Origin of the sequence: Nocardia cyriacigeorgica, from assembly GCF_029868385.1 — a bacterium.
Classification (GTDB): Bacteria; Actinomycetota; Actinomycetes; order Mycobacteriales; family Mycobacteriaceae; genus Nocardia; species Nocardia cyriacigeorgica_F.
This window is the reverse complement of the sequence record NZ_JARWNX010000061.1, coordinates 59,561-72,280: the sequence shown is the minus strand read 5'-3', so window position 1 is coordinate 72,280 and position 12,720 is coordinate 59,561. Positions and strand designations below refer to the sequence as shown.

The following is a 12,720-nucleotide window of genomic DNA, read 5'->3' as shown; positions in this document are numbered from 1 at the left end:
CGGAACACCCGGCGCGGCGCACGGTCCGGGGGCCGGGCGGGTGCGGGCCGCCCGCTAAGCTGAGTGCCCGTGGATACCGTTTCGCTGACCGGCAAGGAACTTGCCGCCGCCATCAATGCCGATACCTTGCAGCGTGCCGCGGCACTGTCCGAGAGCGGGTCCGCGCCCACACTCGCACTGGTCGTCGCGAACGCCGACCCGGCCAGCGCCTGGTACGTGAATTCGCTGCGTAAGGCAGCCGAACGCCTCGGGATCAGCTGCGACACCGTCGACCTCGGCGCCGACGCCACCGCCGACCAGATCCGTGCCGAACTGTCCACCCGCAGCGCCGACACCGCCACCGACGCGATCATGTTGCAGACGCCGCTGCCGTCGGGTGTCACCCTCGACGACGTCAGCTCCGCCATCGCCGCCACCAAGGACGTCGACGGTGTCAGCCCGCTCTCCCTCGGCCTGCTCGCCACCGGCCTCGACGGCTTCGTCCCCGCCACCTCGGAGGCGGTGGTCGAACTGCTGAAGCACCATCAGATCCCGCTGTCGGGCAAGCACGTCGCGGTCGTCGGCCGTTCCAACGTGGTCGGCAAACCCCTGGCGCAGCTGCTGCTCGCCGAGAACGCCACCGTCACCGTCTGCCATTCCCGCACCACCGACCTGCCCTCGGTGACCTCCGCCGCCGATATCGTCGTCGCCGCCGCGGGCCGCATCGGCCTCGTCACCGGCGAGCACGTCCGCGCCGGTGCCGTCGTCATCGACGTGGGCACCAACGAAGCCGAGGACGGCGGCATCGTCGGCGACGTCGACGCCGATTCCGTGCGCGGCACAGCCGCCGCTCTCAGCCCCGTCCCCGGCGGTGTCGGCCCCGTCACCACCGCCCTGCTCATGCGCCATGTCGTGGTGGCCGCCGAGAAGGCGCGCGTCGGCTAGGCGTATCCATCATCGGTTGTGGCTGAGCTGTTCAGCCACATCAACCGGTTGTCGATTCTGCCGACGCCGTAGGGGGGGGCGCCGGTTACGCGGTCAACCGCGGTTCCCAGCCCGGCCCGGCCAACAACACCGCCGCACGTTGACGCACAAGCGAAATTTGCTCCCCCCCCCCCCTCGAAGTTTGTCTTTTGCGTCGACCGCTGGTTGCGGTGACGGCGGTAGCGCAGCGTGACCGGCTCCACGACCACGCCCGGCGCCAGCGCGGACGCCGTCATCAGCAGACCGGTGTCCTCCATGTTGTTCAGCGCCGACCACCCGCCCGCGGCGAGCAACAGATCACGCCGCCACATGACACCTGCGGGATGGACCGGAAGGTTGTACTCATCCGGTTCGGTCACCCAATGTCGTACGAGCGCACCACGTGGAATCGGGCCAGGTGCGAAGGGCATCGGAAAATCCACCAGGTCGCCGGAACCGATCAGGTCACGTGCGGGACCCACGGCGAACCCCGCCCCCGGATGCAGGGCGAGTGCCGTCGCGAGGGTCGACAGTGCGTTCGGTTCGAGTTCGTCGTCGGCGTCCAGGTTTTGGATGAAGGGTGCCTGCGCCCGCCCCAAGGCGACATTACGGGTGATCCCCGGGCCTTCCCTCGTTCCGTTGGTAGCGATCCTGACGCGAGGGTCCTCGGCCGCACCGCAACCGACCAGCTCGGTACGCACCTTGTTGGGCGGACCGTCGATCTGCACCAACCAGATCCAATCGGTGTGGGTCTGGGACCGAAGCGATGCCCATGTGGCGGGAAGGAAGCGTGCATAGTCCGCATGCACCGCCGTGACGACCTCGATCCTCATGGCCGAAAGTGTGCCATCCGAGCCGATCCGGCGCCCGTATGGTAGGTATGCACGGAGGTCGGACTGGTGCCGTTCGGGAGGCAGGGCAGGTATGGATCATGCGGTGATCGAGGCCGGATTGGCGAGTCTGGTGGCCGGGTCCGCGCCGGGGACGCGGGAACTCGAGCGGGAATGTGATGCCTTCGCGAGGCGGTATGTCGCGCAGCGGGTCGAACCGCAATTCGACGTCACCTCAGCGAATTTCGCGTCCGATCCGTTCCTGATCTGTGCCGACCGGTACTGGAATCTACGCTTCACCGCCGAACCGACGCTGGCGACCGCGGTGGAGTGCGCCGGGTGGGCAGCCGAGCGGATCAAGGGTGCGCACCGACAGACGATCCTGGAGAAGTGGGCGATCGGGTACGCGTTCATCACCCGCGGCACCGTCGAGTCGCTCACCGAGATCGCCGATGCCACCGCTGACATCATCGCCAACGACGATTCCGAATGCGGGCGCGCCTATTTCGCGACCCTGTATCACGCGGGCAAGCTGCGCGCGAACCTGTCGTTCGATGAACTGCATCTGTTTCTCGTATCCTCGCCGTTGGCGACGGCGGCCGGACATCACCGCGACGCACCGCTTTTCGTCGCGCTCCAGGCCTTCGCGGGCTTCGGCAGCAGGCAGATCACCACCGAACACGCGTTGACCCTGTTCGAGAAGTCGTGGACGGCCGATGATCGGACACATGCCTCGATCGACATCGCATTGCACGCGCTCGAGGTGTCCGTACCGTTCGACGATCAGGGCACCCTGTTGCGCGCCAAGGCCGCCGAAGCCGTTGCCCAGTACCCGGACAATGCCCTGTTCCACTTCCGCCTCGCCCTCGGCGCCTACCTCTGCGACGACCACGACGCCGCCCTCACCGGCATCGATACCGCCCTCCGCGTGCTCCCCGCGACCGGCTGGCGCAGCAGCCACGAACTGCTGTCCGAACAATTCCTCCAGGTCCGCCGCTCGATCCTGTTGGCACGCAGCGATGCCCGCCGCATCACCGAACAGCAACGCCGCCTGGACGAGCAGGAACAAGCCGTCGCCGCCACCGCCGCGACCGCCCGCCGTTCGGTGGTCCGCGCGATGGAACTCGTCACGGTCTTCGCCGCCGTGATCGCCTTCGCCGTCGGCTCCCTGAACGTCACCCTGAACGGTAACCTCGACCTCGCCTCCCGCATCTGGATCCTGGTCGTATTCGGGGGCGGTCTGGCGATCTTCGCGCTGCTCGTCGTGGGTGGCGTGTGGGTGGTGACGGGCGGCCGACGCGGTCGTTCCGGCGACTGAACTGCCCTTTCGCGGTGGTTCGCCGTGAGGAGGGTGGTCGTGAGCGGACATGAGTCGAGTCACGGCCTCAGGCGCGGATGTCGCAGATGACCTCGAGCGCGAGGATCTGTACTATGCAGTTGCCAAAGGGGGCGCTGTGACCACTGTAGGTTTTCCACTGCCGGAACGGAATTCCCGGTTCGTCAACCACATCGATGTGCTGGAGGAGGCGGAGAAGCACATCAAGAGGTCGCTGACGACGAACCAGACCATCGTGATCAGCGCCGGGCCCGGCGGCGGCAAGACTGCCTCCGCCGTCGAGCTGGTGCATCGGGTCAAGAAGCAATTCGTCGACGGGTATCTGCATTTCGCCTTCAGCGGCGACGCCGAGAATCCGGTGGACATCACCGAGGTGCATTACAGCCTGCTGCTCCAGCTCAGGGTGCATCCGGACGACATCCCGACTCATCCGGAGGCGCGCAGACTGCTGTATCAGGCGCGGACTACCGGCCGTTCGCTGCTGATGTTCTTCGACGGTGTCATCAACACCAATCAGCTGCGTGGCCTGCAACCCGGTCCCGGTCCATCGCTCATCGTCGCTACCGAGACCCGCCCGGTAGAGAGCCGTGACGTGCCCGGCTACCGGCTGTTCGTTCTCGACCCGCTGACCCCTGACGCGGCACTCGCCGTCTTCTCCGCGGTCGCCGGTGCCGAACTGGTCGACGCCGAGCCGGACGCGGCGGCCGAGTTGGTCGTGCTGTGCGACCGGAACCCGCTCGCGCTCTACATCGTGGGCGATGAGGTGAGGCGAGCCGCCGCACGGCGTATCGCATGGCCGTTGCGGGATTCGCTGCGACGGTTGAGCGATCATGGCCGCCGATCGGCGCTGCCGTTGACAGCGGTGTTCGGCACGGCCTACGAGTTGCTGCCCGATCTGGAACGGCAGTGCTATCGCGCCCTCGGGTTCGCGGCTCACGACGGAACCATCGACGCGGCCGCCATGGCCGCGGTGGTGCAGGTCGCGGACTGGACGGCCGAGGAGGCGCTGCTCGAACTCGCCAAACGCTATCTCGTCGATCAGCTCGACGGCCCACGCTTCCGCGCCCGCACGCTGGTGCGGGCCCATGCCAGGGAACTCGACACCCGAACCGATGCCGAACGCGACGCCGACCATCAGCGTCTCCTACGCTACTACTGGGCGGTGACCTTCGCGGCGGACGCCGAATTGGCGCCCGGCCGTCGCTGGCGTGACCAGCTGCTCGCCGAGATACCGAGCAGTCGAGTGCGTTTCGCCGACGCCGCTGCCGCGCGTGAGTGGCTGACCATCGAGCACGCCAATATCCGCGCCGCTGTCGACTATGCCTACCGCACCCGCCAGTACTATGTGGTGGCTTCCTGGTGCGTGATGCTGTGGCCCTTCTACGAGAAGGAGAAGAACACCGCCGATCTCATCGTGCTGCACGAATGGGGCATTGCCGCGGCGCGAGCAATCGGGGAGACGGCGATCGAAAGCCTGCTGCACATCCAGCTGGGTTTCGGCCACTACTGGCTGCACGATCTGGACGCCGCCGCCGATTCGTTCGCGGCCGGTGTGCGCACGGCGACGATCCGGGAGTTGTCTGCCTCGGCGATGGAAGGTCTCGCCCTGGTTCGCCTGGAACAGGGACGCGACACCGAGGCGCAGGAATTCCTGCGGCGCAACCATGAGCTGGCCCTGCTCATCGACGATGCCCGGCGTATCGCGATGGCGCTGTTCCACCGCGCGAAGGCCGAGCCGCCCGATATCGCGCTGCCGATGCTCACCGACGCCGAGTCGAGATTCCGCGAACTGACCTCCGACGAGACCGAGAACCTGGCGAAGGTCGGCCTCTGGCGCGGTCGGAAGCTTCGTGCGGTCGGCGATTTGGATGCGGCCGAGGCATGCTCGACGTCGGCTCTCGACGTCTTCACCGCCCGCCGCCGCCATTACGACCGGGCGCACGCGCTGGTCTCGCTCGCCGAAACCGCGTTCGCGCGCGCCGACATCGCGAAAGCACGGGAACACTATGAACAGGCGCTGATCATCTACACGGATCTGGGGATTCGGGTGCGGGCCGACGAGGTGCGGTCCAGACTGAACGACCTGGACTGATCGCAACGGAATCGACACCATCGGAGCCGGTTCCGTTCACGCGCACGCTGCCGTCGTGCACCGGCGCGACCATGAGGTGATCAGTGCGTCCCGCGCAGGTCAACGTCCATGATCCGGCGAGATCGGCTGTCGGCGTACCATTCTGGATCCGATGGTAGGCGACCGATACGAACAACCGGCAGGCACTGTCCGGTCCGGCGATACCGATGATGCTGCCGTCTGCGGTACCGGCCAGCCAGTGTCCGGCCTCGTCCGGCGCCGCCGCGATAGCGCACCCGGGCATCCGGGCCAGGGTTTCGCAGATCCAGGCGGCAGTGTCCGAGCCGTCGGCGCCGATGACGACGTCGGCGAGCCGCAGCCACTGTCTACGCGGTTCGTCGACTCCCACCGCGATGTGCGCTCCCGGCAGTGTCGTTGTGTCCGAGCGCAGCCGCTCGGCCGGATATCGGGTCACCGTGGCGGCGTGCGCGCCGGTGTCGTCCACCAGTACGAGATGTGCGGTCGGACCGTTCAGTCGCTCGGTGGGCAAGGCGATGGCGGAGATCTCCGCCGGCTCCGGTGGTTCGGGCAAATTCATCGTCCGGTACATGGCGGTGCGCAGGATCGCCGGACTGGAATCGGGCTCGGAGGTCGTCAGCGCGGTGATGGCCGAAAACCGTTGCGGGTCATGCGTGTCGATCACCTGGCGCAACTGAGCGGCCGGATCGGCGGTTGGGTCCAGTCGCGGTGCGGCGGCGAGCAGTTGTGCGATGGGTGATCGCGGGTCGACGGTGTGTTGTGGCGCGGTCGCGAGAATCAGTGGACTGCCGAGTGCTGCGGAGTAGAAGCCAACCGAACTATGATCACCCACTACTACATGGGCGGCAAGAATTGCGGCCCGCCAGAAATCGACATCGGGGCTGACGTGCAGCCCGGCTCGCCGCGCTGCGGATAGATATTCGTCGACCTGCCAGGGCGAGTGTTCGGCGGCGATATTGGGGTGGGGCGCCAGCACGATACGGAATTCATCGGATGGCAGTTTCTCCGCGAGAATCCGAGGCAGTTCGGGCGCGGTTCCGGTCAGTGAAGGGGCACCCCAGGTGGTCGAGACCACGACGAGCTTCTGTTCGGTGCGCAGCCCGAAGGCGCGCCGATAGGCGGCGCGCAATGGTCGGCTCGCACGCAGCCGATCATAGGAGATATCGCCCGCGACAAGGACTTTCGCATCGGCCTCGGGGCATGCGGCGCGCAGCCTACTGCGCTGCTCGCTGTGCGAGAGGACGATGATGGATGGTACGACCGCACCCTTGTGTAGCAGCCATTCCGGCGATAAACCGAATACCGTGTTCTTTGTTCTTTGTTCTTTGTTCTTTGTTCAGGTATTTATTATATCCCATACCGTGCGGCATGACCATCAGTGGGGCGTTTATTTTATGAAGTTCTCCGCCGTAGCTGGCGGAAATGGCGAGATCGTATTCGAGGCGCAACGCCTGTCGCCAGCTCAATGATCGGACGCCTCGGGTCGCGAGGTATTCCTCGGTGCCATTGTCGAAGGCCGACGATCCGGTCCGGGTGAAGAGGATTCGAATCCGTGGGTCGGGGGCGAGGAGGGGGAGCGTATCGAAGAGTCTGGTGGCGGCCGTGACGTTGTGGACGATGGCGAGCACGGTGCGCTCGGTAGGGTAGGTCGTCCACCGGGCTCGGCGGTCGGGTCGGAAATCTGGACCGCTGTGGGGTGGCACGGGTACCGATCGTAGGGGATGGCCGGGGTGAGGGTCGCGTTCGCTCGGCTACTGCGACTTGCTAAAGTATGCAATCAGTCATCGACTGTGGTCGGCGGCGGAAAGGCTGGTCGATGCCCGGATTGAGTAGACCGCTCTATCAGATGAAGGCCGAGTTCTTCAAGACATTGGGGCATCCGGTACGGATTCGGGTGCTCGAACTGCTCAGTGAGCGCGAGCATGCGGTGTCGGAGATGCTGCCGGAAGTCGGTGTGGAACCGGCGAATCTGTCGCAGCAGCTGTCGATTCTGCGGCGGGCCGGGCTGGTGACGGCGCGGCGGGAAGGGCTGTCGGTGACGTATGCGCTGACCTCGCCACGGGTCGCCGAATTGCTGGCGACCGCGCGGGCGATTCTCACCGGCGTGGTCGCGGGTCAGGCCGAACTGTTGGAGAACGTCGCCGATGGTGGGTGAGACCGGCCGCTGACGCACCGATAACGCGGGTCGAAGTTGTGACCACTGATTGCATAATTTCGAAACTATCTACCTAGAGTATTTCGTAAGGAGAGTGTCGTGACCGACCGATCGGATACCCCCACCAGCCACACCGCGATCGAATCGTGGGTGCGCGAGGTCGCGGAGCTGACCTCGCCGGACCGGATCGTCTGGTGCGACGGCTCGGCGCAGGAGTGGGATCGGCTGACCCAACAGCTGGTCGCCAAAGGCACCTTCGTGGCGCTGAAGGCGAAACCGAATTCGTTCTGGTGCGTATCCGACCCCGATGACGTGGCCCGCGTGGAGGACCGCACTTTCATCTGCTCGCGGGAGCGCGCCGATGCGGGGCCGACCAACAACTGGGTGGACCCGGTCGATATGCGCACGGTGATGACCGAGCACTATCGCGGCGCGATGACCGGACGCACGATGTATGTGATCGCGTTCTGTATGGGACCGCTCGACGCCGACGAACCGAAATACGGTGTGCAGATCACCGATTCGGAGTACGTGGCGGTGTCGATGCAGATCATGACCCGATCCGGTGCGAAGGTATGGGACCAGTTGGTGGAGGGCACCGAGTTCGTGCGCTGCCTGCACTCGGTGGGTGCCCCGCTGGCCGAGGGCGCCACCGATGTGGCGTGGCCGTGTGATCGCACCAAGTACATCGCCCACTTCCCGGAGGACCGCACGATCTGGAGCTATGGCTCCGGCTATGGCGGTAATGCGCTCCTCGGCAAGAAGTGCTTCGCGCTGCGGATCGCATCGGTCATCGGGCGAGACGAGGGCTGGCTGGCCGAGCACATGCTGATCCTGAAACTCACCTCGCCGCAGGGGAAAACGCACTACATCGCGGCCGCGTTCCCGTCATCGTGCGGTAAGACCAACCTGGCGATGCTCGAGCCCGCGCTCGACGGCTGGAAGGCCGAAACCGTCGGCGACGATATCGCCTGGTTGCGTTTCGGGCCCGACGGCAGGCTCTATGCGGTGAACCCGGAGGCCGGCTTCTTCGGTGTGGCACCGGGTACCGGCGCGTCGACCAATCCGAATGCCATCGCGACCATCGAGCGCGGCAACTCGATCTTCACCAACACGGCGTTCACCGACGACGGCGACGTCTGGTGGGAGGGCCTCACCGAGGCTCCGCCCGCCCATCTCGTCGACTGGCACGGCGAGGATTGGACTCCCGCATCGAGTAGCTCTGCGGCACACCCGAATTCGCGCTATTGCACCCCCATCGAACAGTGCCCGTCGGTGGCGCCCGAGTGGAACGATCCGGCGGGCGTGCCGATCTCGGCCATCTTCTTCGGCGGACGCCGGGCGAGTACGGTCCCGCTGGTCGCGGAGTCGTTCGATTGGGCGCACGGGGTGTTCCTGGCCTCGGTGCTGTCCTCGGAGACCACCGCCGCAGCGGCGGGCGCGGTCGGCGTGGTGCGGCGCGACCCGATGGCGATGCTGCCGTTCCTCGGCTACCACGTCGGTGACTACTTCGCGCATTGGCTCGCCCTCGGCGCCGGCGCCGATGCGGCGGCGTTGCCGAAGATCTTCCAGGTCAACTGGTTCCGCCGCGACGCCGACGGAAAGTTCCTGTGGCCGGGGTTCGGCGAGAACGTCCGGGTGCTGAAGTGGGCGCTGGAACGGTTGGACGGCGACGCACCTGCCACGACGACACCCATCGGTTACGTGCCCTCGGCCGAAGCACTCGATCTGGCCGGGCTCGAACCGAAGTATGTGGACCGGGTCCCGGCCGCGCTGGCCGTCGACGCGGACGAATGGGCGCGCGAGACCGCGCTGATCGACGAGTGGTACGCCACCATCGGCGGGAATCGACTGCCCGAACAACTACGTGAGCAGCTGGCGGAGTTGAAACTGCGGCTGGCGCGAGTGAAGTGAGTATTCCGGCGTTGCTGCCGCGCGCGTCGGACTGGCGACCCGCCGTCCGCGCGCCCGGCCCGGATCTGCTGTCCGGTCTGATCGTCGCGCTGGTCGCGCTGCCACTGGCGCTCGGCTTCGGTATCAGCTCCGGTCTCGGCGCGGCGGCCGGGCTCGCCACCGCGATCATCGCCGGTGCGCTCGCGGCGGTCTTCGGCGGCTCCCGGTTCCAGGTGTCCGGCCCGACCGGCGCGATGACGGTCGTGCTGGTCCCGATCGTCGGTGAACACGGCGCCAACGGTGTGCTGACCGTCGGACTGCTTGCCGGCGTGCTGCTGGTCGTGCTCGCCGTGCTCGGCGTCGGCCGCGCGGTCCGCTATATGCCCGCCCCGGTGATCGAGGGGTTCACCGCGGGCATCGCCGTGGTCATCGCGCTGCAACAGTTCCCGGCAGCGTTCGGGATCGCCGATGCCGAGGGCGAGAAGGTGTGGCAGTCGGCGTTCGACGCGGTGCGGCAGTGGCTGGAGCAGCCGACGCCCGCGCAACCGCTCATGGCGGTGGCGGTCGCCGTGGCGATCCTGATCGGCGGCCGATATCTGCCGAAACTGCCGTTCTCGCTGGTGACCGTCGTGCTGGCGGCCGTGGTCGTGGCGGTCTTCGATATCGATATCGCTCGCATCGGCGCGCTACCGTCCGGACTGCCCGCGCCCTCGCTCGGCTTCCTGGAACTGGACCAGCTCGGCGCGTTGCTGCTACCCGCGCTCGCGGTGGCCGCGCTCTCGGCGCTGGAGTCGTTGCTGTCGGCGACCGCCGCCGATTCGATGGCGGTCGGGACCAGACACGACCCGGACCGCGAGCTGTTCGGCCAAGGGCTGGCGAATCTGGCGGCACCGCTGTTCGGCGGTGTACCCGCGACCGGGGCGATCGCGCGGACCGCGGTGAACGTGCGCTCCGGGGCCCGCACCCGGCTCGCCGCGCTCACCCATGCCGTGATTCTCGCGGGCATCGTGTATCTGGCGGCGCCACTGGTCGCCGATATTCCGCTCGCCGCCCTGGCCGGAGTACTGCTGGCCACGACGGTGCGCATGGTGGAGGCGGCTTCGCTCGCGGCGATCGCACGGGCCTCGCGCGGCGACGCGCTGATCATGGCGGCGACGTTCCTGGTGACCGTCGCGGTGGATCTGGTGACGGCCGTCGTGATCGGCGTCGGTGTGGCGGTGGTGCTCGCCCTGCGGTCGGTGGCGCGGGAAGCCGGGCTGCACCAGGTGCCGCTGGACGAATCCGATCATCTCGCCGAGGAACACGCGCTGCTGCGCGATCACATCGTCGCGTACCGGATCGACGGCCCGCTGTTCTTCGCCGCCGCGCACCGCTTCCTGCTGGAGCTGGCCGAGGTCGCCGATGTGCAGGTGGTGATCCTGCGGATGTCGCATGTCACGGCGGTCGACACCACCGGTGCGCTGGTGCTGAAGGATGCGATCCGGAAACTCGAGCATCGGCACATCGAGGTACTGCTGTCCGGCGTCCGAGCCGATCACCTGCATCGCCTGCGCACGATCGGGGCGCTGCCGGAAGGCGGTGCGGCGAAGGTCTTCGCCGATACGAACGAGGCCATCGCGCACGGCCGCGCGCGGCTGTTGTCGTGAGTGGCAACGCTTACGCCCCGTGGACGTCGGACGATGCCGGTTAGGGTTGACGATGTGAACGTGGATGTGACCCCGCTGCCGGGAATCGGTGTGCGCAAGGATTTTCAGTTGACGGGTGTCCGTCGCCGGATCGGTGTGATCGACCATAAGGACGGCAGTATCGATCTGATATTCACCAAGGTCGGTGATCCCGACACCACTGTGCAGATCCCGTTGAGCGAGACCGAGGCCGGTGTGCTGGCCAATCTGCTCGGGGCACCGCAGTTGGTCGCGCAGTTGCGTGCGGAGCACCGCGATATGGAGGGCGTCAACACCCGGCAGCTGCCGGTCCTGGACGGCTCTCCCTACGACGGCCGCACCCTGGGCGAGACCGGGATGCGCACCCGGACCACCTCGTCCATCGTCGCGGTCATGCGGGCCGGTCAGGTGATCGCCTCACCGGGCCCGGACTTCGCGTTCACCGCGGGGGATCTGCTGGTCGTAGTCGGTACCGGTGAGGGCCTCGATGCCGCCGCCCGGATCCTGACCGACGGCTGACCGGTGCAGGTGAGTTCAACCGCGCTGGCTTTGATCCAGTTGGGGGCGGTGTTCTTCGGGTTGGGTGTGCTCGGTCGGATCGCGGCGAAGATCGGTATGTCACCGATTCCGCTGTATCTGATCGGCGGTCTGGTGTTCGGCAACGGCGGATTCGTCGAATTGCACGAGGTGGAGGAGTTCATCCACCTGGCCAGCGAAATCGGTGTGGTGCTGTTGTTGCTGCTGCTCGGGCTCGAGTACAGCGCCTCGGAACTGGTGACCGGGATGCGCAGATCCTGGCCCGCCGGTCTGCTCGATATCGCGCTGAATGCGACACCGGGCGTGATCGTGGCCCTGCTGCTCGGTCTCGGACCGACCGGCGCCATCGCGATGGCAGGTGTTACCTACATCTCCTCCTCGGGCATCGTCGCCAAGGTCCTCAACGATCTGGGGCGGCTGGGCAACCGGGAAACGCCGGTGGTGCTGTCGATCCTGGTGTTCGAGGATCTGGCCATGGCGGGCTACCTCCCGGTGCTGACCGCAGTGCTGGCCGGTGTCGGACTCGTGGCGGGCTTGAAGACGCTCGGCATCGCGATGATCGCGATCACCGTCGTGCTCGTCGTCGCATTGCGCTACGGCAAGTATGTCTCCGCCGTGGTGGCCAGCGACGACCGCGAGATCTTCCTGCTCAAACTGCTCGGCGCCGCACTGCTGGTGGCCGGGATCGCCTCGGCCGTGCAGGTCTCGGCGGCGGTTGGCGCGTTCCTGCTCGGCATCGCCATCTCCGATTCCACCGCGCACAACGCCACCAAGATGCTGGAACCACTGCGCGATCTGTTCGCGGCGATGTTCTTCGTGCTGTTCGGGCTCAGTACCGATCCGGCCAGTATTCCGCCGGTGCTCGGCTGGGCGATCCTGCTGGCGGTGATCACCACCGCGACCAAGATCGCCACCGGCTGGTGGGCGGCCAAACGCGCCGGTGCCACCAGTCTCGGCCGGGCCCGCGCGGGTGCGGCTCTGGTGGCGCGCGGCGAATTCTCCATCGTCATCGCGGGACTCGCGGTCGCCGCCGGTGCGGTGCCCGACGGGTTCGCGGCCCTTGCCACGACCTACGTGCTGTTGATGGCGGTGCTCGGGCCGGTCGCGGCCCGTGTGGTGGAACCGGTGGTCGGGCTCATCGTGCCGCGCGCCAAGCCCGCCGAGGACCTCGTCGACGAATGATCCGTGCGCCCGGTGTCGGCAGCGGCCCGCTACGCGGGACTGTTGCCGGTGCCGGGACCGGACGGTAGGGT

At 67.0% G+C, this 12,720-nt stretch carries 11 protein-coding genes; 8 read left to right on the top strand and 3 right to left on the bottom strand.

Annotation, left to right across the window (positions count from 1 at the left end):
- Positions 1 to 69: 69 nt before the first annotated feature.
- A complete protein-coding gene (locus QH168_RS21935) occupies positions 70 to 924 on the top strand; it encodes a bifunctional 5,10-methylenetetrahydrofolate dehydrogenase/5,10-methenyltetrahydrofolate cyclohydrolase (protein WP_280236647.1) in 855 nt (284 codons plus the stop codon).
- Here the strand turns inward: QH168_RS21935 and QH168_RS21930 are convergent.
- The gene (locus QH168_RS21930) at positions 921 to 1,775 is read right to left on the bottom strand and encodes a glycosyltransferase family 2 protein (protein WP_280236646.1); all 855 of its coding nucleotides are present in this window, start codon (positions 1,773 to 1,775) and stop codon (positions 921 to 923) included. The two genes, QH168_RS21935 and QH168_RS21930, sit on opposite strands and share 4 nt — an antisense overlap.
- Positions 1,776 to 1,866: 91 nt before the next feature.
- Here QH168_RS21930 and QH168_RS21925 point away from each other — a divergent pair, with 91 nt between their 5' ends.
- Complete coding sequence (locus tag QH168_RS21925) at positions 1,867 to 3,090, top strand: hypothetical protein (RefSeq protein ID WP_280236645.1); 1,224 nt, start codon at positions 1,867 to 1,869, stop codon at positions 3,088 to 3,090.
- Between the two features lie 136 nt (positions 3,091 to 3,226).
- On the top strand, positions 3,227 to 5,200 hold the full coding sequence (locus QH168_RS21920; RefSeq protein ID WP_280236644.1) for a tetratricopeptide repeat protein: 1,974 nt from the start codon (positions 3,227 to 3,229) through the stop codon (positions 5,198 to 5,200).
- Here QH168_RS21920 and QH168_RS21915 read toward each other — a convergent pair.
- Complete coding sequence (locus QH168_RS21915; RefSeq protein WP_280236643.1) at positions 5,130 to 6,347, bottom strand: hypothetical protein; 1,218 nt, start codon at positions 6,345 to 6,347, stop codon at positions 5,130 to 5,132. The two genes, QH168_RS21920 and QH168_RS21915, sit on opposite strands and share 71 nt — an antisense overlap.
- An 85-nt stretch (positions 6,348 to 6,432) precedes the next feature.
- The gene (locus tag QH168_RS21910) at positions 6,433 to 6,846 is read right to left on the bottom strand and encodes a hypothetical protein (protein WP_280236642.1); all 414 of its coding nucleotides are present in this window, start codon (positions 6,844 to 6,846) and stop codon (positions 6,433 to 6,435) included.
- 188 nt (positions 6,847 to 7,034) lie between these two features.
- Between QH168_RS21910 and QH168_RS21905 the strand changes: the two genes are divergently transcribed.
- The 5 genes from QH168_RS21905 to QH168_RS21885 all read left to right on the top strand — a co-directional run bounded on the left by QH168_RS21905 (position 7,035) and on the right by QH168_RS21885 (position 12,649).
- On the top strand, positions 7,035 to 7,373 hold the full coding sequence (locus QH168_RS21905) for an ArsR/SmtB family transcription factor (RefSeq protein WP_280236641.1): 339 nt from the start codon (positions 7,035 to 7,037) through the stop codon (positions 7,371 to 7,373).
- A 99-nt stretch (positions 7,374 to 7,472) separates the two neighbouring features.
- Positions 7,473 to 9,287 (top strand): phosphoenolpyruvate carboxykinase (GTP), encoded by a 1,815-nt coding sequence (locus tag QH168_RS21900; protein WP_280236640.1) that lies wholly within the window; start codon positions 7,473 to 7,475, stop codon positions 9,285 to 9,287.
- Positions 9,284 to 10,912: a SulP family inorganic anion transporter gene (locus QH168_RS21895; protein ID WP_280236639.1), complete on the top strand. Its 1,629-nt coding sequence runs from the start codon at positions 9,284 to 9,286 to the stop codon at positions 10,910 to 10,912. The genes QH168_RS21900 and QH168_RS21895 overlap by 4 nt, the downstream gene beginning before the upstream one ends.
- Positions 10,913 to 10,966: 54 nt before the next feature.
- Positions 10,967 to 11,449 carry a cation:proton antiporter regulatory subunit gene (locus QH168_RS21890; protein WP_280236638.1) on the top strand — a complete coding sequence of 161 codons (483 nt, stop codon included), beginning with the start codon at positions 10,967 to 10,969 and terminating at the stop codon, positions 11,447 to 11,449.
- 9 nt (positions 11,450 to 11,458) lie between these two features.
- Positions 11,459 to 12,649: a cation:proton antiporter gene (locus tag QH168_RS21885; RefSeq protein ID WP_280236825.1), complete on the top strand. Its 1,191-nt coding sequence runs from the start codon at positions 11,459 to 11,461 to the stop codon at positions 12,647 to 12,649.
- Positions 12,650 to 12,720 lie beyond the last annotated feature (71 nt).

Bases quoted from the DNA above. Each gene is read 5' to 3' on its own strand.
- QH168_RS21925 (WP_280236645.1), top strand. From the start codon at position 1,867: ATGGATCATGCGGTGATCGAGGCCGGATTGGCGAGTCTGGTGGCCGGG.
- QH168_RS21930 (WP_280236646.1), bottom strand. From the start codon at position 1,775: ATGAGGATCGAGGTCGTCACGGCGGTGCATGCGGACTATGCACGCTTC.
- QH168_RS21905 (WP_280236641.1), top strand. From the start codon at position 7,035: ATGCCCGGATTGAGTAGACCGCTCTATCAGATGAAGGCCGAGTTCTTC.